The organism is Photorhabdus sp. P32 (assembly GCF_038085095.1).
Classification (GTDB): domain Bacteria; phylum Pseudomonadota; class Gammaproteobacteria; order Enterobacterales; family Enterobacteriaceae; genus Photorhabdus; species Photorhabdus luminescens.
In genome coordinates this window covers 1-23,574 of record NZ_JAZGJN010000214.1, presented here as the reverse complement: position 1 = coordinate 23,574, position 23,574 = coordinate 1, and the positions used below count along the sequence as shown (strand labels likewise).

Below are 23,574 nucleotides of genomic sequence, written 5' to 3'. Positions count from 1 at the left end.
ACCGCCCGATTGTGACGGGGTGTACCTATAACGGCCTCAACCGCCCGCCGCTTAATTTGCCGCTGGAGAAAACCCGTACCACCTTTAAAACCCGGACTCACGGGGGACAGGGATTTAATGAACTGCGCTTTGAGGATGCCAAAGGAAGCGAGGAAGTGTTTATTCATGCTCAACGGGATATGAAAACGCAGATCCTCTGGGATAAAACCGCGCAGATAGGTAATGACCAGAAAACAGATGTGGCGCATAACCGCACGGCGATAATTAAAAACGATGATGATGAAGCCGTGCAGGGCTTCCAGACGCTTGAAGTGGGTCAAAATCAGACGGTGACCATTAAAGGTCAGCAAGCCGTTTCCATTGGTAAAGGTCATCAACTGAACATCGCCGATAACCAGCAAATCACCGTGGGTAAACATATCACAGTGCACTCTGAAAGCGGGCAAATCATCATTGGGAACGCCGGCGGGCAGATAGTCATTGACCCAATGGGCAATATCCGTATCGAAGGGGTCAGCATCACGATGACCGACCATATCACCGGCAAGAAATCCGCCGGTGCGCTGTTTGACTACTCCGCCCGCTATACCCTGCTCAGCGAGCAAAGCGATAAGCCGTTGGTGGATGTCCCCTACACCATTACCACTGGCGATGGTCAGGTCATCCCGGGTAAAACTGACGCGCTGGGCAGAACGATGACGGTACAGAGTGCGGCAGAAGAAAATCTGCAACTGAGTTCACCGGAAACCCCACCTAAACCGAAGCAAACCTTATATCAGGCCAGTGATAACACACCGGTAGAGCATGTTATGGAATTTACGGAGGAATAAGTATGGCAATATCCAACAACGGCAAGATGTGCCCGGCTGTCACATCAATCACCTGTACGATGGAAATAGGGGTCTTTCCTGCTGATGAAGATCCCTGTTATCTGGCGAGAAAAGCCGAATACGCTCTGCGCCTGCCGGCAATGATTATTACCAAACTGGGGGCTATTCGCTTTCTTAATCAAGTCATTATGAGTGGGTTGATTAAGGTTGAGGAGCTTAAGCATAACTTTCTATGGCCCTATAAAGCGGAAGTGGTGTTTGCTATCAGAGGAGAGCAGGATGTCCCTTTACCCATGTTGGCGACCAGCCAAATCTCTAAGCAGCGTTATGGTGATAATTTACCGCAATCTAGTAATCCGTTTGCCCGGCCTTCTGCCGAAGACGCGGAGAAATTTGGTGTTGTTAGTATCCGTCGGCCCGACATTATTCTGGTTAGAGATGAGGCTCTTCGCTGGCCGGGCAGAAGTGCCACCTACTTTGATGGTTCTGTGCACCCTGATAATCTAAAGATGTTGATTGAGGTGAAATTTCCGGGGGATGATCTCTCTGACGATCAAGAAAAAGATTATATCCAGATTGCGACAGAAAAACGCTTTGGGGTGATGCGTGTCATAGATAATCGCACTGAGGAGCAAAAGCAGTACGATGAAGCGTGGCGAAAACATTATCAACCCGGTTCCCAACACTATAAAAACCCCATCCCACTGGCCCCGCTGCCACCGGGTTCGCCGCCTGATGATGGAGCTTTACCCACCCCTCCCGCAGAGGGTGTGCCGGGGACCATTCCGCAGCCCTTGACAAAAAATCCACCGTTGCTCAGCACTTCCCGTTGGTCTTTTTTACCCAGCTATGAAGACTGGGTTGTCCTCGGGCAGGAGGTGGCGGGTCTGGCCGAAAATGGGTTGAATTATGTCCGCGACAGTACCCGCGAACTCCTTGCTCAGTTTGGTGCCTGGTTCAATCAAGCCGGCAAGTGGGTGTGTGAAGAGATTATTGATCCGGTCACTCATCAAGTCAGCTACGCGTTTTCCTGGGTCAGTGAACAAACGGGGAAAATCGTGACCTGGACGGAGAGTGAGATAAAAGTCCGGTGGCAGACTGTGCAACAAGGCTCAGATATCACCCTGGAAGAGCTGAAAAACATTAGCTGGATGCAAATATTGAAAGAGGTGGGGGAAGGCATGCTGGAAATGGTGGTGATTATTGCCGGCGTTGCCGTTGTAATCCTGGTCACCCTTGCCGTCGCTGCCGCATTGATTGCACTGGTGGAAATTTTAGCTGCCGCCGCCGCAGTTAGCGCCGCCGCGTTAGCCGCCGTCCTGGCAATATTGGCGAGTGTGACATTCGCCACCGCTTCATAAATTAACGGAGAGAATATGAATACTTCAGATTACTTTGCCCAGTTGAAATTACAACTGGCCGCGTTTACCTTCCTCAATGGCGATGGGCTGACTGTTTCTCGTCTGGGTTTCTCGATTACTCTGTTTTTTAAACAGGGTTACACCCTAGAGAAAAAGCAACGCATTCTGGCCTGTTATCACCGTTTTCGCGAAGAATTTGGTACCCACCTGCGTTTTCATCGTCATTCACTGAAGGGATTAAAAAAATATTCACCGGAAAATATTGCCAAAGTGGAAGAAGGTATTCTGAATCAGAAAAAAAACCAGCTTTCTAGTTGGGTAGTCAGTGACGCCAAAAATCTCTATGAAGCCCCTCGCTATCTGATGCGTTATCTAGATTCCCGAGAAATTGATGGTGACGATGGTAGCTCTTACCTAAGCCTCACACTGCCTTGGGATTATCTAAAAGGGCAAGAGGGTATGACCCAGTTTATGGGCTGGCTGGACTTTCTATGTGAACAACTCGAACCGGACAGTGGGGACTGTGGCTACAGCCTAGTTATCCCCAGAGATTACCATGACTACTTTCCCTTAGAGTACCAGCTAGCGCAACGTTATCCCTCCCTGCAAGTCAATTCTGCGGTTCATACTGCGGTATTACAGTATGGGAATTCTATCCGTGGCATTAACTGGATCACTTTGCTGTCCAAACGCTTTGTAAACCGACTGGGTGGGGAATTCTGGATACGTCATGTGCTGGCCCGCCACCTCTACCCGGATGTGGTGATTACGCCTTACTCCAATGGTCTGATGATCCGGGCCGGTCAATACCCGGACCTAACACCGCTACCGGGCAGTGTTCCGGAGAGTTATTTTGCCATTAACCAACTGATACGTCCGATACGGGTGATACCTCGTGAAGGCCATTCATTGCATTTTTATGGCGCTGGTCATTTTGATGATATTTCCACCCTAGCCTGGTATGCCCGTTATGACCGGGGACCGCTGCAAGTGACCCCTTTGAAAGGTAACCATCCGGCACTGGTCAGCGGGATCTGGCAAACCGATAGCCTGCCGGGTCAGCAGTACTTCTTTGCTCAGGGGGCGACGGCTTTTGATGTTGAAGGCGCAGAGACGGGCACAACCGTATGGCATCTGATACGGGAAGCGGCAAACATGTGGGAATAACAGATTATCCACTGCCTCATAATTTACGGAGAAAATGATGGAAACTGTAGATTACTTTGCCCAGTTGAAATCACAACTGACCGCGTTTACTTTCCTCAATGGCGATGGACTGACTGTTTCTCGTCTTGGGATTTCTATCACCCTGTTTTTTAAACAGGGTTACACCCAGGAGAAAAAGCAACGCATTCTGGCTTGCTACCAGCGTTTTCGCGAAGAGTTTGGTACTCAACTGCGTTTTCATCGTCACGAGCTAAAAGGGTTAAGGAAATATTCACCGGAAAATATTGTTAAAGTTGAGGAGGGTATTCTTAATCAGAAAAAAAACCAGCTTTCTAGCTGGGATGTTAGTGACGCTAGAAATCTCTATGAAGCTCCCCGCTATCTGATGCATTATCTGGATTCCCGAGAAACTGATGGTGACGATGATAGCTCTTACCTGAGTCTGGTGCTGCCCTGGGATTATCTAAAGGAACAAGAGGGCATGACCCGGTTTATGGCTTGGCTAGATTTTCTGTGTGAACAACTCGAACCGGACAGTGGGGATTGTGGTTATTGTCTGGTCTTACCCAACGACTTCTATGACTACTTTCCCTTAGAATACCAGCTAGCGCAACGTTACCCTGCATTGCAGGTTAATTCTGCGGTTCATACAGCAAAGTTACAATATGGACACTCCATCCGTGGCATTAACTGGATCACCGTGCTGTCCAAACGATTTGTAAACCGACTGGGTGGGGAATTCTGGATACGTCATGTGCTGGCCCGCCACCTCTACCCGGATGTGGTGATTACGCCTTATTCCAATGGTCTGATGATCCGGGCCGGTCAATACCCGGACTTAACACCGTTACCGGGCAGTGTCCCGGAGAGTTATTTTGCCATTAACCAACTGATACGTCCGATCCGGGTGATACCTCGTGAAGGCCATTCATTGCACTTCTATGGTGAAGGTCATTTTAATTCAACTTCCACACAAGCCTGGTATGCCCGTTATGACCGGGGACCGCTACAGGTGACGCCTTTGAGAAGTAACCATCCGGCACTGGTCAGCGGGATCTGGCAAACCGATAGCCTGCCGGGTCAGCAGTACTTCTTTGCTCAGGGGGCGACGGCTTTTGATGTTGAAGGCGCAGAGACGGGCACAACCGTATGGCATCTGATACGGGAAGCGGAAAATATGTGGGAATAACAGATTATCCACCGCTTCATAATTTACGGAGAAAATGATGGAAACTGTAGATTACTTTACCCAGTTGAAATCACAACTGACCGTGTTTACCTTCCTCAATGGCGATGGGCTGACTGTTTCTCGCCTGGGTCTCTCAATTACCCTGTTTTTTAAACAGGGTTACACCCTAGAGAAAAAGCAACGCATTCTGGCCTGTTATCACCGTTTTCGCGAAGAATTTGGTACCCACCTGCGTTTTCACCGTCATGAGCTGGAAGGGCTAAAAAAATATTCACCGGAAAATATTGTTAAAGTTGAGGAGGGTATTCTTAATCAGAAAAAGAACCAGCTTAATGCTAGAGCTTTTAATTGAAATCTCCATAAAACCAGAGCAGGTTTTAAACTGTGATTAAAAGTTATTTTTTTAACGTATGATTTTAATCGGTATCTGGTTTTAATCGTTTTTTATCTTTTGGATATCAGCTTTTTGCTAAATTTAAACATTATGATATATCGTGGTTTTACGTTTAAACGAACGTTAATCATATCCGATTTATTTTGACTGACACTGTTTTCCCAACATTGTTTTACAAATATTGTTTTACTGACAATTCTGTGGGTTTTTATAAATCATCAACCCTTTATTCTGCTTTTATAAATCACTAATGATATAACTTGATAGTATAGAGATACCATTGATATTTTTTAGGGTAAATCTTTTTTAGCATTTAAATCTTGCTAAATTAATCGTTTTATCTTTTCTTTATCGCATTTTTTATTGGTTTTTTTTGTAAAATGCTGGTGGAAAAATACTTGAATATCAATCTATTCTATTAATGTTATTTTACGTGATTATTTATTTTCAACTCTCGGTTAATGGTTAGTGAATTTCGACTAAATGTAATTAATTACGCTAATGAAAATTTTGATTCGTTGTGTTAAATCAGTCTGTTGAGTGAAATGTTTAATCTCTATCTGTTTGTGTTTTTAAATAGTCATGGTTGGTTAGGTAAATATACAGTAAGTGAGGGGTAGTATGGCTGATATACCCGTTATCTTTCAAGCTGCTGCTTTGTTGGCTGCGCTCGCTCACCCCGGTCACATAGTTTGCTATGCTCCCGGGGATTCACTCCCTTGCCGTCGCGATGCATCTTGAAACCATAGGGTATAAATGTTTAAACATAGCCAGGAATAGGTTATTCTCAGTCACCCTATACCTTTTAAAAAGCTGGCATTAATGAGGTGCTTATTTTCTTAATCCTTATCTGGTTAATCACCGATAAAATGGAAGTGTAAGTAAAAAAACAATATTAAAAACATGATAAGCTTGAGCTGTGGTTTTCATTCTTACAGGTTGTTTTTTTAATTGGAAATCTGTTTAATAAATGATTTTTATTGATTAACTGTGGTAGGTTTAATGGTTTTTACATTTTCTGAACCGTATTTAATGTCCTTGTTTTCATTAAACTGATATTTAGGTTTTCTCGTTTTCCCCTTTTTTGTATTTGATTTTCTAGGTTTAAAACCAGTGAGGGTACAGATTAGCTAGTGGTATTAGGATTAACGCTAATTTCTTGAGTCATTTTTAATACTGCTAAACATTTTTGCTTTTTGGGGTTAATCTAAATGCCTCTCGGTTTTCTACAATTATAGACTCTGATTTTTCGTAAACTTGTTGCAGTCAGGCAAAATCTTTTATTTAAGCAAGTTGGTTTAATGTGGTTAATGTGGTTAATGCGGTTAATGCGGTTAATGCGGTTAGTGCGGTTAGTGCGATTAAATGTTTTGATAAGGTATACTCTTGTTATTGGGTTAACACTGTCATTTTTTCCACCTTGTTTAATCAATTTAAAACCTGTTTTTTCTGATGTTTTCTCCTCTAATGTCAGTATGGTATCGGATTTTTGACCCGCTTTTGAAAATCCTTAATCAATTCTTTTTACTTTTGATGATTAAAGTTTTCACCTGTTTTTTCGTGGTTAGCTTGGCCTCTTTTCCAGCTTTTAAAACCATACTGACAGACAAAAAGCGGCTTTTCTTAACCACTGTATTTATCATTGGTGAAAACTCAGCAATCTCAAGGATGGTTAAGATTAAAACCACCCTTGAAGATTATCAGTTTATCAGCGTTATTGAGCTAGAAAGGATAACGCCTTAGGAGGGAAAATGGGCGTTACGGCATTTAATCTCTATACCCGTTATCTTTCAAGTTGCCTCTTTGTTGGTTGCACTCACTCACCCCGGTCACATAGTTCGCTATGCTCCTGGGGATTCGCTCCCTTGCCGTCGCGATGCATCTTGAAATCCATTGGGTGTATCCTTTCCTGCTTTTTTACGGCATCTATCCACATCTTTCAGTAATTGGTTGACATGATCATCATCGAACAGAGTTTCCAATGTGGTATTCAGTTTACGCCGCCAGTTAGGGTATTCCATTATCGTACCTGGAATATTGACCGGTTTATCCATATCCAGCCAATCTTCGGGTTGCAACCCTAACAGCGCACAGGCACTGTGGGCAATGTAACGATGTAACCCTTGGTTTATTACCGGTGACATGGCAACCTCTTTTGCTGTGTCACCGATATGTTCCGGGATACAGCCGTAGCGATGTAAGCCTGCTAATAACCCTTGTTTGCTAGCTTGACGGTCGGTATGTAACCCTTGCAGCAGGTTTTTATCAGGATATAACTTGAGTGATTCCCCAAGTGTCAAATCGTCGCTTTGCCAAAATCCACGCAAGGTAGGTAAATCATGCGTGGTGATGGTCGCCATTGCTTGTATCGGGTAATCCTCCGGTGCACGGTATTCCCCATTGCCATGACGCTCAAAGTAGAGCACTTTATAAGAATAGACTCCGCCATCGCGCAGTTTGCCCACAATCTCTTCCGGCACAATACCCAAATCTTCACCAATGACCAGACAGCGATGGCGTTGACTTTCTAATGCCAGAATTGCCATCAGATCATCAACCGGGTAGTGTACATATGCTCCTTTATCGGCAGTTTCACCATAGGGAATCCACCAAAGCCTGAGCATCGACATAACGTGGTCAATGCGTAAGGCGCCGCAGTGAGTCATATTTGTGCGCAGCAGATTAATAAATGGTCGGTAAGCCTGAGTTTGCAAAACATGAGGATTCATTGGCGGTAGGCCCCAGTTTTGACCTAGTGGTCCCAGAGCATCCGGTGGCGCTCCCACTGATGCTTTGGTGCAGTAGACCTCCCGATTGCACCAGGTTTCCGATCCTCCTTCGGCCACGCCAACAGCCAAATCACGGTAAATGCCAATAGGCATGCCGCTTGTTTGGCTTTGTGTAAAGCAGTCTGCAAGTTGAGTATCGGCCAGCCATTGTAGCCAGAGGAAAAATTCCACTTCTTGCGGGTGAGATTGGCAAAATGTTTGTACCGCTTCACCATGCGGATCGCGATACTTTTCCGGCCATACCGGCCAGCCCCAACAAGAGTTATCTTCAACATATAGCTGGCAATGCAGAGCATCATAGGCGGCTTGATAGTAGAGACACTCGCCACCCTGAGTGACAAATTGGCGGAAAGCGGTTTTTGGCGAATCATGTTCTGGGCGGGTGCTGAATTGTTGATGTGCCAGACGCAATGCTGCCATTTTCAACGCCATAACTGTGGTGTAATCCACCCATTCCGCGTTACGGGCATCCTGTAACATGCGTTGAGTGGTCGCTGTTTGCCACCATTTCTGTGCCTCTTCATTGTGTTTGAAATCTTCAACCTGATTAACATCAATGTAAATCACATTGAGCCAGTTGCGTGAAGAGGGGCTATAAGGACTGGCGCTTTCTGGCATGGTTGGATGCAGCGCATGCAACGGGTTCAACCCGATGAAGGCGCCTCCGCGTGCTGCTATCTCTTTCAGCATGTGTTTCAGGTCGCCAAAATCGCCGATTCCCCAATTATTTTCTGAGCGCAGAGTATAGAGTTGCACACAGGCGCCCCAGAGTTTTTCTCCCTTTAGCAGAGCATCTGGTTCGTAGCAACGTTTAGGCGCCACGATAATCTGCATAGACCAGCATTGGTTTTCTTGTGTCAAAGTGAGGCGATGGTATCCCAAAGCGAGCGTGTCAGGCAGCGTTAGCTGACGGCAGCAATATCCTTGAAATTCCTCTCCTTGCTCAGTTTGTATCTGCCATTGATAGTGCTCTTCATCTTTCAGAGTGAGAGTGAAGTGTTCACCTTGAGTAAAAACTTTTACTGTCGGCAAGGGTGAAACCGGCGCGTTGGCCGGTTTGTTTACGCTTATCGCATCCAACAAGCGATGTCGGGTTTCCGTTGGAATCGCTTGCGGCTTGCCATAAGCATTAATGTAGCTGGCGACAATGCCAGCCTCGGTCGCTAAATGATCGAGGCTCTTCTCCTCCATGATTTTTCCTTATCGGCTTGCTTGCCAGATGCGTTGTTGATAATCACGGATTGTTCGGTCAGAGCTGAACATGCCCATTCGGGCGGTATTCAGAATGGCGCTACGTGTCCAATGTTGAGTATCGCGGTACAAGATATCGATCCGTTTATGTGCATCACAATAGGAGGCAAAATCAGCTAGCACCAGATAAGGATCGCCACCTTCAATCAAACTATGCAGCAGCATATCGAATGCTCGCTTATCGCTATAGCTGAACTCGCCGCTAGCCAGCGCCTTGAGGATGTTGTCCAGGTGCTGATTTTCTTGGAGTAATTTCAGTGGGTCATAACCGGCAGCTTTTAAGGCTTTCACTTCTTCTACGGTATGCCCGAAAATGAAGATGTGGTCATCTCCTACCTGCTCGGCAATTTCAACATTTGCTCCGTCTAAGGTGCCGATAGTCAGCGCGCCATTCAGTGCCAGTTTCATGTTGCCGGTACCGGAAGCTTCTTTGCCGGCTGTGGAGATTTGTTCTGAAACATCGGCAGCCGGTATCATGAGTTCTGCGACAGAAACTTTGTAATCGGGGATAAAAGCGATCTTGATGCGATCACGAACGATCGGATCGTTGTTAATTTTCTCCGCAGCCTGATTAATCGCAGAGATAATGTTTTTTGCCAAATAGTAGCCAGGCGCGGCTTTTGCGCCGAAGAGGAATACACGTGGCACGATATCCAGCGCCGGATTTTCCTGAATTTGTTTATAGAGCGATAGGATATGCAACAGGTTCAGATGCTGGCGTTTATATTCATGCAAGCGTTTAATTTGCACATCAAAAATGGCGTTTGGGTCTAGCTTGAGCCCCATCACTTTATTAACGTAATTGGATAACAGGATCTTATTGCCTTGTTTGATAGCTCGGTACTCTTCGCGGAAAGCGGCGTCATCTGCATAAGGTTCAAGCGCCTTAAGGGCATTAAGATCGTTAACCCATTCGCGATTAAGCGTCCGGTCAAGCAGTCCTGACAGTGCCGGATTACACTGTTTAAGCCAGCGACGTGGGGTAACGCCATTGGTCACGTTGAGAAACTTATTCGGCCATAGTTGATGGTATTCAGGAAACAGATCCTTAACGATGAGTTGTGAGTGCAGCGCGGCTACCCCATTTACGGCAAAGCCCGCGACGACGCAAAGATTCGCCATCCGTATCTGATGGTCATAATGTACAGCTAATTTTTCCCATACGGCTTGATCGCCAGGCCAGGTTGTATCCACCAGCTTTTTAAACCGGTAGTTAATTTCTTTAATGATGCTGTAATGGCGTGGCAGCAAGTGGCTGACCAGATCCTCGTCCCAGCGTTCCAAACCTTCTGGCATCAGGGTGTGGTTGGTATAGGCGAAGGTATGGCTGGTTATCTCCCATGCGGTTTCCCAACTCATCTGGTGTTTATCCAGCAGAATGCGCATCATTTCAGGGATGGCAATCGTTGGATGGGTATCGTTAAGCTGGATAACTTCATACTTAGGCAGATCTTCTATTTTGCGGCCCGCCAGATGATGGCGACGCAGGATATCTGCGACGGAGCAGGCGCACTGAAAATATTGTTGCATCAGGCGCAGGCGTTTGCCTTCTTGATGATTATCATTCGGATAGAGAACTTTCGTTAGCTTAGCGGCTTCAACACCTTGCTGTTCCGCCGCCAGAAACTGTCCGGCGTTGAATTTGTCGAGATCAAATGGCGCAGCATGGGTTGCTTGCCACAGGCGTAATGGTTGAGTAACACCATTGCGATAACCAATGACCGGTAGATCCCAAGCTTCTCCAATCAAGGTGAATTCAGGCGCCCAGGTTTCGCGTCCATCATCTGTTATGACGATTTTGCCGCCAAAATTCACCTCAACATCTAACTGAGCGTTGTGACGGAACCAGGGATAGGATTCTCGTTCCCAATTGTCTGGTTCTTCAATTTGTTGCCCTTGTTCAAAGGATTGGCGGAACAGGCCGTATTGGTAATTCAGACCATAGCCAATTGCCGACTGACCGACGGTTGCCATAGAGTCGAGAAAACAGGCGGCAAGCCGTCCCAATCCACCGTTGCCTAAAGCGGGGTCGGTTTCCTGTTCCAGAAGATCGCTTAGAACGATATTTTCTTCTGCCAGGTAAGCCTGAACGTCTTCATACCAACCAAGGTTAAGCAGATTGTTTGCGGTCAAACGGCCAATCAGAAACTCCATAGAGATGTAGTTCACATGGCGTTGTTGGTCGGTATGGTTGATGACAGGGCATGCGGGCAACAATTCTGACAGCGCTGCGCTAACGGCTTGCCACCATTGATGCTGGGTCATTTCCTGTGCTGATCCGAGGCCAAAGCGCTGCCATTGACGTGTCAGCGCAGCCTGAAACTGGGCTTTATCTAATCTTGACTGTTGCATGGAGTCTTCATCCTGTAACTGAAAAGGAAAATTTAGACACTATGCTGAATGCTCTCAAGATCTAAAGCATCATCCTGGAGAGGTATTAGTCAGGGAGGAGTAGAAGGGCGTAGCCAATAACCTTATTTCGCATCATTTTTGCGCCCGTTGAGTCCACTTTCTTGTTGAGAACTGATGAGGTGAATTTGCCAATCGCTTCCAAAACTTATACGTAGAAAATGGAATTTGCTATTCAGGAATGTGATAGGGTGCGCAACTTAATGCTATGGGGTTCGCAAACATATTTGCAAAAGCCATCTATTTCACTAAATTTGGTTGGGCTGATTGATGACGTTATTACGGACCGTGAAATAAATCATCTAACTAATATTATTCATGGTTCCGGCGCAGGTTTCACTTATTGCTTCTTATTTGGGCACGGAAATTACGGAAATTAATGCTTATCCCATCAAAACTGAGTCGTCCTGTTCGTCTGAATAATACGGTCTTGCGTAAACGCCTGTTAGTCAGACTGAATGAGTCGTCTAACTATCGTCTTGTGCTAATAACTAGCCCCGCTGGTTACGGCAAAACCACATTGGTCTCTCAGTGGGCTGCCGGGCAGGATAGTCTGGGATGGTATTCTCTGGATGAGAGCGATAATCAGCCGGAACGTTTTGCCAGCTATCTTATCGCGGCGTTGCAGCAGGCGACGCAGGGGCACTGTGTTAAAAGTGAAGTGTTGGCCCAAAAACATCAATATGCCAATTTACCCGCGCTTTTCGCTCAATTATTTATTGAACTGAGTGAGTGGCGGCGGCCTATTTTCTTGGTGATTGATGATTACCATCTGATTGTAAATAACGTTATTCATGAGGCGATGCGGTTTTTCCTGCGTCATCAGCCTGAGAATCTGACGTTAACCATCTTATCGCGTAATCTGCCTTCTCTTGGGGTGGCTAATCTGCGCGTGCGTGAGCAATTGCTGGAAATTGACAGTCAGCAACTGGCTTTTGATTATCAAGAAACACAGCAATTTTTTGATAAGCGTTTAACCACATCCCTTGATGCCGACGATTGTAAGCGCCTATGCAATGAAGTCGCGGGTTGGGCAACGGCGCTCCAGCTTATCGCGCTTTCAGCGCGGCAGTCGTGTGATGCCGCTGAACTATCGGCTAAACGCTTGTCGGGCATTAATGCCAGCCATCTTTCCGATTATTTGGTGGATGAGGTACTCAATCAGGTGGATAGTCCAACGCGCGAATTTTTGTTGCGCAGCTCTATCTTACGCTCCATGAATGATGGTTTGATTGTTCGTCTAACCGGCGAAGAGAATGGTCAGCAGCGTCTCGAAGAAACCGAACGTCAAGGGTTGTTTATCCAGCGCATGGATGACTCTGGCGAATGGTTTAACTTTCATCCGCTTTTTGCTTCATTTCTACGTCAACGCTGTCAGTGGGAAATGGCGTTGCAATTGCCGGAGTTGCACCGTGCAGCCGCAGAAGGTTGGCTGGCGCAAGGGTATCCGGGCGAGGCGATTCATCATGCTTTAGCCGCGGGTGATACTGCCATGCTACGCGATATTTTGTTGCAGCATGCTTGGTCGCTGTTTAACCATAGTGAATTATCTCTGTTGGAAGAGTGTATGAATGCGCTGCCTTATGAACAGCTATTGGAGAGTCCGCGTCTGGTGCTGCTCCAGGCTTGGCTGGCCCAAAGCCAACATCGTTATTCAGAGGTCAATACACTGTTAAATCAGGCGGAACAGGCGCTACAACAGAAACAAATCGCGATTGAACCGGATCTACTGGCTGAATTTGACGCTTTACGAGCTCAGGTGGCGATGAACAGCGGCAAGCCGGAGATGGCGGATAAGTTGGCGAAACAAGCTTTGGCGGCACTGCTTCCTCAGAATGAATACAGTTGTATTGTTGCGACCTCCGTGGAAGGCGAAGTATTGCATTGTAGAGGTGAGTTGGCTGATGCCTTGACGCGGATGCAACAAACTGAGCAGCTTGCGCGTCGTTTCCATGTTCACCACTATGCGTTGTGGGCGCTGTTGCAGCAAAGTGAGATTTTACTGGCTCAGGGATATTTGCAGACCGCTTATGAGACGCAGAACAAAGCATTTGAATTGATTCGTGAACAGCATTTGGAACAGTTGCCGATGCATGAATTTTTGTTGCGTATTCGTTCACAGCTTTTGTGGTGCTGGTCTCGTCTCGATGAAGCCGAAGATGCAGCGCGTCGTGGGTTGGAAGTGTTGTCTAACTTCCAACCTCAACAGCAGTTGCAGTGTCTAACCCAGTTGGCTAAATGTTCTTTGACCAGAGGAGATATTGATAACGCCCGCCGTTATCTGGCGCGTTGTGAAAACCTGTTAAATAATGGGCAGTATCACAGAGACTGGCGCACGAATACTGACAAACTGAGAGTCATCATTTGGCAGAATATGGACGACAAAAGCGCCGCTATTCGGTGGTTGACGCAGACCGAGCGGCCGGAAAGCGTCAGTAATCATTTTAATCAGGGTCAGTGGCGCAATATTGCTCGCGCTCAGATTCTGCTTGGTTTGTATGATGAGGCTGAGTCCATTTTGGATACACTGAATCAACATGCGAGAAAATTGCAATTAATTAGCGATCTGAACCGTAATTTACTGTTGTGTAACTTGCTTTACTGGCATATCGGACGCAAAAGCGAAGCGCAGAGCGCACTCATTGAGGCATTGTCTCTGGCTAACCGCACAGGATTTATCAGCCATTTTGTCATTGAAGGTGAGTTGATGGCCCAACAGCTACGTCAGCTTATTCAACTCAATACCTTGTCTGAACTGGAGTTGCATCGGGCGCAGCGTATTTTGCGGGATATCAACCGTCAACATCGTCATAAATTCGCCCATTTTGATGAAAGTTTTGTCACACAGTTGCTAACGCATCCTGATGTTCCAGAGCTTATTCGCAATAGTCCGCTTACGCAGCGTGAATGGCAGGTGTTGGGATTAATTTACTCAGGCTATAGCAACGATCAGATTGCCGCAGAGTTAGATGTAGCGACGACAACGATCAAGACGCATATACGGAATCTGTATCAGAAGCTAGGGATTGCGAATCGCCAGGAGGCGATTCAGCAAGCACAGCAACTGATGCAGATGATGGGATTAGGTGTTTGACGGATATTTTAAGATTCTAGTGAAACTACCCGTCCTTTCAGGTTACGACTGACTATATGTGCTGACAGGATTAGTGTGGTGCCGAGTAGCATGACTAACACGAGTGACTGTTTGAGCGAAAAGGGTAACGCCATAGCGATGAGCGATAGGGCGGAGCCGATAGCCATCTGGACGAATCCTATCAGTGCGGAAGCGACGCCGGCTTCCTCAGAATAAGGTTCCAGTGCATAACTGGTCGCAGGCCCCATAACGAATGCCATACCTGTGCAGGCTAAAGAGACCGGCAACATATAGCTTAACCAGTGATAGCTGACGGCGTTTGGCAGCAAGTGGATACCAGAGAACAGAGCCAGGCTAGCCAGCGCCATTAGAATTGCGCCTAACAGCAGGCAGGAAGGGCGGCCAATTCGGGGAATGATTTTCGTTGCGGTTAGGAAGGCGATCATCGTCCAGAATCCGTTGCCGCCAAAAATTAATGAAAATGCTAACGGCGAAACATGGCCTTCGATCATCAGTACTGTTGGCGCAAATGACACATAGGTAACGACTATTCCCATAACGCCGGCATTCACTAAGGCAAAATGCATAAACTGGGCATTGCTAAGGATTTGAAAATATTGCTTTAGCGGTAGCCCGCGAATTGGTTTGGTGTTGGCAGGGCGCGTTTCTGGTAACCAGGTAGCAATGATCAATAGTGTAATAACCGAGTAGCAAGTCAAAAACCAGAATGGCGCGCGCCAGTTGAACATTTCGGCCAGAATACCGCCAAGTAACGGCGCGAGAGCAGGAACGATATTTAGCGTACCGTTAATAAATCCATAGGCTTTGGCCGCCTCATCACCATTTAGGCGATCACGCACACCGCTAATACAGACGACACTGGTACAGCAGACAGCGCATCCTTGAATAACTCGCGCGGCAATAAAAATTTCGGGAAAAGTAGAAAGCGCAGCAATCACAGAACCGATGATATATAAGGTGATACCCGTTAAGGCCACTGGCCGACGGCCGAATTTATCTACTAGTGGTCCGGCGACTAATTGGCCTAGCCCCATAATTAATAAAAACAAAGAAATCGTTGACTGAATAACTTCATTGTTAACTTTAAAATCCTCGGCGATGGCAGGGACTGTAGGCAGGAATACATCGACGCCCAAAGGTCCAAAAAGCGCCAGGCTAAGTAGTAGAAGAATGTAATTTCGCATGTGTGTTCTTTTGATATTTTAATAAATGGTGGTGGTTTTATTGGCAAATAAGCTCAGTACAATTAATTTCTTAGTACGACCAAAGATCTTGGATACATCAGAAATCCTGCTGGTAGTCGGTGTGTTCAAGGATCGCGCACGGACAGAACCCTTTACTTTTTTTAAAGTCTGAACTTTATACGAGCTATTCACCGGTGTAAACCGACTAGCTTGTGTGGGTATTTTAATGTTAGTTGAGAGTCTGACTATCTTCTCAGTATGAAAAAAGCACACTGTTTCTGGCAAATCAGAAATTATCGAGAATCTTTCATGACATTTTATCGGCTGTCAAAAAATAGCCGCGAGAGATATAAATGCTCTTATCATCAGCGCAAAAGTCGGAAGATGAGAGATTTTCGGTATAGTTTTGCAGGATTTCTAACAGAATTTCTTGTCATAACCCGATAGATCAGCAGTTCTGCATGCCATTAGTAAATCATTCAAAATAATAATGTATTTTATACAAAATACTTTAATTTTTTAAATGTTTTTTGGGTTTTTATATGTTCTTTGTTGATCTAAATTAATTTTTAGTAAATATTCTCTTACCTGTTAAAGATTATTGTGCTTTCTTGTAGTTAAAAATGATTAGCTAAGGTAATGAAATGATGGAAAATGGAAAACGGTTTGAAGATATGCTTTCTCGCTTTGTTGGTAATGGTCCTTACTTGGAAATAGATGGTGAAAAGTATATTGATGCAGCTTCGGGAACATTTAACCTTCCACTTGGGTACACTAATCGCAGAATAACAGAAAAATTAAAACAGCAGATCGATAGGTGTACACATCTAAGTTCAGCTTATACCCATGAAATGTCGCAATATATTTTGGCTAAATTAGTTAAACATACTCCAGAGGGCATTGATAGAATATGGTTGCGTGATGTTTCCGGTTCTGGGGCAGTTGAATGTGCAATTCGCATCGCGCAAAAAGCAACAGGGCGTTCAGGAGTTATCTCTTTCTTTCTGGCTCATCATGGTCAGTCTTTAGCCACAGCGCAAATTTCTGGTAATGCTTTTAGGATTAAAGATTTCCATGTCAATATTGATGGTTCTTTAAAAATTCCGACCCCTGCTAGTGTCATGTCAGAATTTGAACCGAATACAGAGCCTAATCAATATTTTGACTTGGAACAATTTATTCAATTAGGTTCAAATGACAATATCGCTTGTCTTATCATTGAACCTATCCAAGGAAACGGCGGAAATAACGTTTTCCCTGTCGATTTTTTCCGTAAGATCAGAGATATCTGCCATCAACATGACATTATTATTATCGCAGATGAAGTACAAACTGGATTTGGCCGTACCGGGACATTTTTCGCTTCAACCGGTTATGCCAAAGAATTAGAACCCGATATTATTGTTTTCGCTAAAGGCGCTGGTGGTATTGGTATTCCTACCGGCGGCGTGCTGATGCGGAGTTCATTAGATGTATTAGAGTCATTCGAACATTCCAGTACATCAGGCGCTAACCCTCTTTCATTAACAGCGCTCAACGAAATTATCGATATCATCGAAGACGAGCAGGTTCTGGAGAATGTGCAACGTAATGAAGCTTATTTACGTGATGGCTTATTAACATTACAACATAAATACCCAGAAATTACGGGTGTCAGGGGCGTCGGTTATATGTTCGGCTTTGATACGCCATCACCAGAATTTGCAGCACAAGCGATTGCAGTCGCTAATTCTCATAATTTAATCATCCGCGGCTCTCGTTATGGTAAAGGTCGTGCGCTTAAAGTTCGTCCACCGTTGATTTGTACTCAGGAACATTTAAACGAAATTCTGTATAAGCTTGATCTGACTTTTGCTGATATGACATTAAATATGCTGGATACCAAGGAGGTAGCGTAATGAAAGCACTTAAATTTAATCGGGTGTGGGATGTGCAAATCCAGGATGTTGAACCGTTACGCTGTGTGGAGCCTGATGATGTCGTCGTTGATATTGCGGTGTGTGGCGTTTGTGGTACGGATGTTGGGATTATCACCGGATCTTATCCTGTTGCTATTCCGGGAACCACGCTGGGCCATGAAACAACGGGAGTTGTTACGCAAATAGGGAAGGGAGTCACGCGTTTTAATGTGGGTGACCGTGTTGTCATCAATCCAACCTATTCTTGTGGGCATTGTCGGATGTGCCAGACCGGCAGTCCAAATCATTGCGAGAAAAAATTGGGAACCGAAGCGGGGGTTTCCTATGACGGGGCATTTGCTGAGCAATATCTGGCTAAAGAGAGTTCACTGATAAAGCTGGATGATCATGTCAGTATGGAGGAGGCATCACTGACTGAGCCACTCAGTTGCACGCTGACCGGGGTTGATAAACTGGGCATTACTCATACTAATATTCGTGCAGCGGTAGCTGGCGCGGGCCCAATGGGGATGCTCTACATTTGGGCTTTACATGCCAGAGGCGTTAAAGCTTTCATGGTCGAGAAAAACGAAAGTCGTGTTCAATTCGCCAAAGAAAATCTGCCGCCGGAATGTGAGCTATATACTGATTTTGATGAGGCATTGACGCAACAATATGGCGATAAATTAGCGCTTATCGATCTATGTGTGGATACGACCGGGCAGTTAACCGAATACATTTTTGAACATTTGGCCCCTGGCGGAAAATTGTTAAATGTCGCGCTTAAAGATAAGCATGCCAATCTTGATATCTTGAAAATTGCTGATAAGAGCCTTTCAGTGATTGGTTCCATTGATTCTCTGAATAACAGTTTTGAGCGTGCTTATACCATGATCCGTGATGGTGTTATTCCAGCCGGTCGTCTGGTCAGCCAAATTTTTGATTTTAATGATTACTTGCAGGCTTTTCTCACAGTTGGCTGTGATATTGCGTGCAAAACTCAAAAACCACTGTTTACTCCGAACTGTAAAGTGCTTATCCGTATTTCCGATCTAAAATAATGGAATGTTTCACATGGATAGATTTAATGTGATTTTTGATATCGATGGGGTCATTGTTGACAGTGAACAACTGCACTTTGATGTTCTTTGTGATTTGGCTCCTGACTACATACAGCATATACAACCACAGCAACTTATTGGCCTGAGTTTGGCAGAAACGTTAGATTATATTGGGGTTCCAGCTCAACAGCAGAAAGAGATCACTGCGCAAATCGTCTCGGTTTACAAAGATAAGCTGTCTACAAGTTACCTACGGCCTGGGATTTCCCGGTTGATAGCGGCCTTGCAACAGCACAATATCCCTTTTGGCTTTGTTTCTACTGCGCCGCGGGAAGTCTGTTTGGCAAATATTGGATTACTGGAGTTGAATGAAAGCCCGGCTTTAATCTCGGGTGATGATGTTGCGAGGACGAAACCTCATCCTGATCCCTATCTTGCTATGTTGAAATTGAAGTCTATGGATGTTCATCAGACATTAGTGATTGAAGATACTGATTTGGGGATTACAGCAGCAACGCAGGCAGGTATTCCCTATGTATATGCTTGGCCCCATACTTTATCGGTTGCGGAACAATATCAACAGGCAACTCGTATTATCGGGGCGCTGACCGATATTCCGCAATTTTCTAAAATTAATTTTGTGTAACTTAATGCCCTCCGTTAGTCATAGCGGAGGGCATTTTATTTATATAGAAGGAACATGAGTTGTCTGATCAGAATATTATCTCTTTGGTAAAACAACCCATTATGGCGACGCGCACCGCTTTTTTTATTGCTGGTTTTAGTCTTGCAAGTTGGGCTCCTCTTATTCCTTTAGCTAAGGAACGGCTGCAACTTGATAATGGCGCTATGGGGCTGCTAATGTTGGCGTTTGGTATTGGCTCTTTCATCATGATGCCAATGGCCGGCATGTTAGCTGCACGTTTCGGTTGCCGGCAAATTTTCACTTTATGTGCTTTGATCGTGCTAGTGATGTTGCCAGGGTTAAGTATATTACCGACACCGCTAACATTAGCTTGCGCTTTATTTATTTTTGGCGCCGGTATTGGCGCAATGGATGTTGTGGTCAATATCCACGCTGTCATGGTCGAGAAAATGGCTCGGCGGCCAATTATGTCTGGCTTTCATGCGTTATTTAGTTTGGGCGGGATCGCCGGTGCAGGATCGGTGAGTGCATTATTATCTGTGGGAATATCACCTCTCCAGGTGATGGCAATGGCGGTATTACTGATTATTTTACTGCTACTGCCGGTATGGAATGGGTTATTGAACGAAGCCGAAGCGGGTAATACGCCATTCTTTGCTGTGCCTCATGGGATCGTGATTTTATTGGGCTTTCTCTGTTTTGTCGCCTATATCATGGAAGGATCAATGCTGGACTGGAGCGGTATATTATTAACCAGCGTACATAATATCAGTAGTCATCAGGCGGGTATCGGTTATACCTTGTTTGCTATTGCTATGACATCGGGCCGTTTTCTCGGTGATAAGATCATTGCCCTTTATGGACACCGGCGGGTTTTTATCAGCAGTGCTTTATTGGCTACTTCTGGGTTCATCCTTATTTACTCAGCATCAACCGCAATAATGCTAGGGCTCTCTTTCCTGATGATCGGGGCAGGATTATCCAATATAGCGCCAATGCTTTTTACCGCTTCTGGTCAACAGAAAATTATGCCTGATTCACTGGCCGTTGCCGCGGTTTCGACAATGGGATATTCAGGGATTTTGCTGGGACCTGCGCTCATTGGCGGATTAGCGCATATTGTGACATTACACGGCGCTTTTGCTTGTATTGCTTTACTCTCTATTTCCTTACTTGCAGGATATAAATTAATTAATTCAAGCGGAAGATAATAGAGGGAATTCCTATGGGTTTGTCACAATATCATTGGCTTAATGAGCCATCTGATTGGCAATGTGGAAGCGACTGGCTTAATGTCACTACAGAGCATAAAACTGACTTTTGGCAACGAACATGGTATGGCTTTGAACGTCATAATGGTCATGTGTTTGGGCGTTATATTGAGGATGATTTCACCTTTCAACTCTGTATTGAAGGCTGTTTTGAACATTTATACGATCAAGCGGGAGTCATGCTATTAGTCGATGAGAAACATTGGTTGAAAGGCGGAATTGAGTATTCTGATGGTCATGCCACGATTGGCAGTGTACTGACACGTAACCATTCTGATTGGTCTATGGGCGTATTTCCTGGAGATTCTAATAAATTCTGGTTACGTTTGACTCGTGAAGAGGGATATTTAAGACTGCAATATTCCACCGATGGTTTGCGGTGGCCTTTGTTGAGGTTGTCTCCTTTTTTTGAAGATAAACAACCTGTCTTTGTTGGTGCAATGTGTTGTTCTCCAGAACGGCATGGATTAAAGGTGCGATTTTCTGATTTTAAATTGACGCCGCCAATAAAAAAACCATTGCATGATTTAAGTTAGCCAGAATTGTTTTCGGAGAATTGTGCAGGCTTTAAAACACCCGAAGCAATGCGCTTCGGGTGTTATGTATCAAGGTCAGGTGGTTAAACTCTTTCTAGAATAAAACCGGTGAAGTCAGCAGTTGCCTCTTCTGGAAGTTCTATAAATTGGTCTTTCAGCATGTAAACACGTAAAAGTCCTTCTTCATCTGTATTTAATTCAACTGAACCGGTCGTAAAATTGAAGCTATTTACAGTAAAGGATTCAGGGCCAAATGTGCGATTCTGTAAACCAAAATTAGCTGACAAAGCCCTTTGTGGTATTTGTTTTGTCGATAAGCGTGCTGTAGCTGTCAGTTTATATCTAACGTTAGGCTCCAACCCTGTTATCATTTGATCAATGACTCCAGAGCTGGAATAGCATTGGATTCTAAGAAAATTAATACCATCTTCGGATAAAATTTCTACAGTTTCAGGGGTTGGGATTCTCCAGCCATGATATCCTTCGTTAAATGAACCATTAATCAGTTCTTTATTGGCGTTTTTTGTATCAGAATAATCTACTCTATTTAGTATTTTCTTTATATTCATATATTCGTCCTTTTAAACGAATAACAATTAAATTTAATTTTGCTTAATGATTTTTTCCTGTAAACACTTTATCAATAATGAAGAAATATTCAATCATGTTTTTTTGATTGAATATTATGTCTGTGATAATTAATGTGAAAATAAATGAAGTGGATAAATTATTTCTATGAGAGTTTTTTTAAATAATTGAACTATATTCCAGTTAAGATATTAATTTGTGGTTTTATTTTCTCTACCAATATTAAAACACCCGGAGCTTCCTTATTCCGGGTGTGTTTTAATATCAAACTACTTCGAAGTTAAATACTTAGGCTTTTTCTAAAACAAAACCAGTGAAGTCAGCGGTTTCTCCGTCTGGGCGATGGCCAACTTGGTCTTTCAATAAATAAACGCGTAAAAGTCCCTCTTGATCTGTACTTAATTCTACCGAACCGGTTGTAAAATCGGTGCTGTTCACAGCAAAAGAATTAGGGCCATCGGTGCGACTCTGTAAACCAAAATAAGCTGATGAGGCCCATTCTGCTGATACGCGAGCTGTAGCTGTTAGTTTATATTTAGTGTTGGGTTCTAATCCTTCTATAATTTGATCAATGACGCCAGAACCAGTAACACTTTGAATTCTGATAAAGTGAATGCCATTTTCAGATAAGATTTCTACTGATTCAGGGGCGGGGATTCTCCAGCCGTTATATCCTTCTTCGAATGAACCGTTAACCAGTTCTTTATGAGAGTTTTTCTTGTTATCAGAATAATCTTCGTTATTCAGGATCTCTTGTACGTTCATATATTAGTCCTTTTTAAATAGATAGAAATGAATTTAATTTCTTTAAACGCTTTGTTTTTCGGGGGGGCACTTTATCAATAATAGGATAATACTCAATTGTATTTTTTATTGGTGGTGAGTTGTAATTTGTATAAATTAATACAAGAATAAATGAGTTATAAGCGCTTATCCTGATAGGTGTTTCTGTAGATCAATTAGTCGCTTGTGGCAAATTTGTAGCTGGAATGTTATGTTGAAATATTAGCCATGTTGGGAAAGGAAGTAGGGGGAATAATGATATCATATCTATGACTGTAGTATTAAAACCATAGTATTAAAACTATAGTATTAAAATGCCCGGAGTAGTGAGCTTCGAGCATTAAGATGTCAAACTATATCAAAGCTAGATTTTTAGGCTTTCTCTAAAATGAAACCAGTAAAATCAGCGGTTACTGCTGATATGTTCTCAACTTGGGTTTTTATCAAGAAAACACGCAGAAGCCCCTTTGCATCTGCACTTAATGTTACAGAACCGGTTTTAAAATACAGAGTGTCTGTAACAAAAGCCACAGGACCAAGTGTGTCATTGTGTAAACCAAAAATAGCTAGTGAACCATCATATATATTCCATTTTGATAGGCGTGCTTTACCTGTCAGTTTATATTTAACGTTGGGTTCCAATCCTTCTATAATTTGAAAAACGGCCTCAAAACTAGGGTCATTCTGAATTCTGAGAAAATTAACTCCATTCTCAGATAAGATTTTTATCTTTTCAGAGTTTGGGATTATCCAGCCTTTATATCCTTCATTAAATGAACCATTAACCAATTCTTTATTTGAATTTGTCTGACCAGAATAGTCTATATTATCCAGAATTTCTTTTATATTCATATATTAGTCCTCTTTGAGTGAATGGTAATAAATTTGACTTTTCTTAAGCATTTTATTGCTCGGCGTGCACTTTATCAATGATAGGGAAATATTCAATCGTGTTTTTTATTAATTAAGAATTATACTTTGTATGAATTAATAGAGAATAAATAAGAGAAAGTTTAGGTATACTCGGAGATATACATTAAATATAGTATTTTCTCTTCATTCGATATAGGTATAAATTGAATTCTTATATTCTTATATTCTT

At 44.1% G+C, this 23,574-nt stretch carries 16 protein-coding genes and 1 pseudogene; 11 read left to right on the top strand and 6 right to left on the bottom strand.

Annotated elements, in window-relative coordinates:
* From V2H77_RS04775 to V2H77_RS04755, 5 genes and pseudogenes are all read left to right on the top strand, one after another.
* A partial coding sequence (locus V2H77_RS04775) for a bacteriophage T4 gp5 trimerisation domain-containing protein (protein ID WP_445935460.1) occupies positions 1-830 on the top strand: 830 nt, incomplete at its 5' end.
* Positions 831-832: 2 nt separating this feature from the next.
* Positions 833-2,191: a VRR-NUC domain-containing protein gene (locus V2H77_RS04770; protein ID WP_341497886.1), complete on the top strand. Its 1,359-nt coding sequence runs from the start codon at positions 833-835 to the stop codon at positions 2,189-2,191.
* Positions 2,192-2,206: 15 nt separating this feature from the next.
* Positions 2,207-3,358: a DUF3396 domain-containing protein gene (locus V2H77_RS04765; RefSeq protein ID WP_341497885.1), complete on the top strand. Its 1,152-nt coding sequence runs from the start codon at positions 2,207-2,209 to the stop codon at positions 3,356-3,358.
* Positions 3,359-3,395: 37 nt separating this feature from the next.
* Positions 3,396-4,547 carry a DUF3396 domain-containing protein gene (locus V2H77_RS04760; RefSeq protein ID WP_341497887.1) on the top strand — a complete coding sequence of 384 codons (1,152 nt, stop codon included), beginning with the start codon at positions 3,396-3,398 and terminating at the stop codon, positions 4,545-4,547.
* A 37-nt stretch (positions 4,548-4,584) separates the two neighbouring features.
* A pseudogene (locus tag V2H77_RS04755) lies at positions 4,585-4,875 on the top strand (hypothetical protein); the annotation flags it as partial.
* 1,907 nt (positions 4,876-6,782) lie between these two features.
* On the opposite strand, the gene malQ reads toward V2H77_RS04755, so the two are convergent.
* A complete protein-coding gene (gene malQ / locus V2H77_RS04750) occupies positions 6,783-8,921 on the bottom strand; it encodes a 4-alpha-glucanotransferase (RefSeq protein WP_341497884.1) in 2,139 nt (712 codons plus the stop codon).
* A 9-nt stretch (positions 8,922-8,930) separates the two neighbouring features.
* Positions 8,931-11,333, bottom strand: a complete 2,403-nt coding sequence (gene malP, locus V2H77_RS04745; protein ID WP_341497883.1) for a maltodextrin phosphorylase — start codon at positions 11,331-11,333, stop codon at positions 8,931-8,933.
* A gap of 436 nt (positions 11,334-11,769) precedes the next feature.
* Here malP and malT point away from each other — a divergent pair, with 436 nt between their 5' ends.
* Positions 11,770-14,484, top strand: a complete 2,715-nt coding sequence (gene malT / locus V2H77_RS04740) for an HTH-type transcriptional regulator MalT (RefSeq protein WP_341497882.1) — start codon at positions 11,770-11,772, stop codon at positions 14,482-14,484.
* An 8-nt stretch (positions 14,485-14,492) separates the two neighbouring features.
* Here the strand turns inward: malT and V2H77_RS04735 are convergent, their stop codons facing one another.
* The gene (locus V2H77_RS04735) at positions 14,493-15,689 is read right to left on the bottom strand and encodes a multidrug effflux MFS transporter (RefSeq protein WP_341497881.1); all 1,197 of its coding nucleotides are present in this window, start codon (positions 15,687-15,689) and stop codon (positions 14,493-14,495) included.
* 647 nt (positions 15,690-16,336) lie between these two features.
* Between V2H77_RS04735 and V2H77_RS04730 the strand changes: the two genes are divergently transcribed.
* From V2H77_RS04730 to V2H77_RS04710, 5 genes are read left to right on the top strand one after another with little or no spacing between them, the layout of a single operon-like run.
* The gene (locus tag V2H77_RS04730) at positions 16,337-17,587 is read left to right on the top strand and encodes a class-III pyridoxal-phosphate-dependent aminotransferase (protein ID WP_049585702.1); all 1,251 of its coding nucleotides are present in this window, start codon (positions 16,337-16,339) and stop codon (positions 17,585-17,587) included.
* Positions 17,587-18,648 (top strand): zinc-dependent alcohol dehydrogenase, encoded by a 1,062-nt coding sequence (locus tag V2H77_RS04725; protein WP_341497880.1) that lies wholly within the window; start codon positions 17,587-17,589, stop codon positions 18,646-18,648. Before V2H77_RS04730 ends, V2H77_RS04725 begins: the two co-directional genes overlap by 1 nt.
* A gap of 13 nt (positions 18,649-18,661) precedes the next feature.
* Positions 18,662-19,294: an HAD family hydrolase gene (locus V2H77_RS04720; RefSeq protein ID WP_341497879.1), complete on the top strand. Its 633-nt coding sequence runs from the start codon at positions 18,662-18,664 to the stop codon at positions 19,292-19,294.
* A gap of 59 nt (positions 19,295-19,353) precedes the next feature.
* Positions 19,354-20,505, top strand: coding sequence for an MFS transporter (locus V2H77_RS04715; protein WP_341497878.1), 1,152 nt, complete (start codon positions 19,354-19,356; stop codon positions 20,503-20,505).
* Positions 20,506-20,519: 14 nt separating this feature from the next.
* The gene (locus tag V2H77_RS04710; RefSeq protein WP_341497877.1) at positions 20,520-21,101 is read left to right on the top strand and encodes a DUF1349 domain-containing protein; all 582 of its coding nucleotides are present in this window, start codon (positions 20,520-20,522) and stop codon (positions 21,099-21,101) included.
* Positions 21,102-21,184: 83 nt separating this feature from the next.
* Here V2H77_RS04710 and V2H77_RS04705 read toward each other — a convergent pair whose 3' ends face one another.
* The 3 genes from V2H77_RS04705 to V2H77_RS04695 all read right to left on the bottom strand — a co-directional run bounded on the left by V2H77_RS04705 (position 21,185) and on the right by V2H77_RS04695 (position 23,324).
* Positions 21,185-21,670, bottom strand: a complete 486-nt coding sequence (locus V2H77_RS04705) for a hypothetical protein (RefSeq protein ID WP_341497876.1) — start codon at positions 21,668-21,670, stop codon at positions 21,185-21,187.
* Between the two features lie 307 nt (positions 21,671-21,977).
* Positions 21,978-22,454 (bottom strand): carbohydrate binding domain-containing protein, encoded by a 477-nt coding sequence (locus tag V2H77_RS04700; protein ID WP_049585692.1) that lies wholly within the window; start codon positions 22,452-22,454, stop codon positions 21,978-21,980.
* 390 nt (positions 22,455-22,844) lie between these two features.
* Positions 22,845-23,324: a hypothetical protein gene (locus V2H77_RS04695; protein WP_341497875.1), complete on the bottom strand. Its 480-nt coding sequence runs from the start codon at positions 23,322-23,324 to the stop codon at positions 22,845-22,847.
* Positions 23,325-23,574: the final 250 nt, after the last annotated feature.

What these genes read in the sequence shown, in the direction of transcription:
- V2H77_RS04725 (WP_341497880.1), top strand. Translation starts at nt 17,587, where the DNA reads ATGAAAGCACTTAAATTTAATCGGGTGTGGGATGTGCAAATCCAGGAT.
- V2H77_RS04700 (WP_049585692.1), bottom strand. Translation starts at nt 22,454, where the DNA reads ATGAACGTACAAGAGATCCTGAATAACGAAGATTATTCTGATAACAAG.
- malT (WP_341497882.1), top strand. Translation starts at nt 11,770, where the DNA reads ATGCTTATCCCATCAAAACTGAGTCGTCCTGTTCGTCTGAATAATACG.
- V2H77_RS04770 (WP_341497886.1), top strand. Translation starts at nt 833, where the DNA reads ATGGCAATATCCAACAACGGCAAGATGTGCCCGGCTGTCACATCAATC.
- V2H77_RS04720 (WP_341497879.1), top strand. Translation starts at nt 18,662, where the DNA reads ATGGATAGATTTAATGTGATTTTTGATATCGATGGGGTCATTGTTGAC.
- V2H77_RS04710 (WP_341497877.1), top strand. Translation starts at nt 20,520, where the DNA reads ATGGGTTTGTCACAATATCATTGGCTTAATGAGCCATCTGATTGGCAA.
- V2H77_RS04765 (WP_341497885.1), top strand. Translation starts at nt 2,207, where the DNA reads ATGAATACTTCAGATTACTTTGCCCAGTTGAAATTACAACTGGCCGCG.
- V2H77_RS04760 (WP_341497887.1), top strand. Translation starts at nt 3,396, where the DNA reads ATGGAAACTGTAGATTACTTTGCCCAGTTGAAATCACAACTGACCGCG.
- malP (WP_341497883.1), bottom strand. Translation starts at nt 11,333, where the DNA reads ATGCAACAGTCAAGATTAGATAAAGCCCAGTTTCAGGCTGCGCTGACA.
- V2H77_RS04705 (WP_341497876.1), bottom strand. Translation starts at nt 21,670, where the DNA reads ATGAATATAAAGAAAATACTAAATAGAGTAGATTATTCTGATACAAAA.
- malQ (WP_341497884.1), bottom strand. Translation starts at nt 8,921, where the DNA reads ATGGAGGAGAAGAGCCTCGATCATTTAGCGACCGAGGCTGGCATTGTC.
- V2H77_RS04735 (WP_341497881.1), bottom strand. Translation starts at nt 15,689, where the DNA reads ATGCGAAATTACATTCTTCTACTACTTAGCCTGGCGCTTTTTGGACCT.
- V2H77_RS04695 (WP_341497875.1), bottom strand. Translation starts at nt 23,324, where the DNA reads ATGAATATAAAAGAAATTCTGGATAATATAGACTATTCTGGTCAGACA.
- V2H77_RS04730 (WP_049585702.1), top strand. Translation starts at nt 16,337, where the DNA reads ATGGAAAATGGAAAACGGTTTGAAGATATGCTTTCTCGCTTTGTTGGT.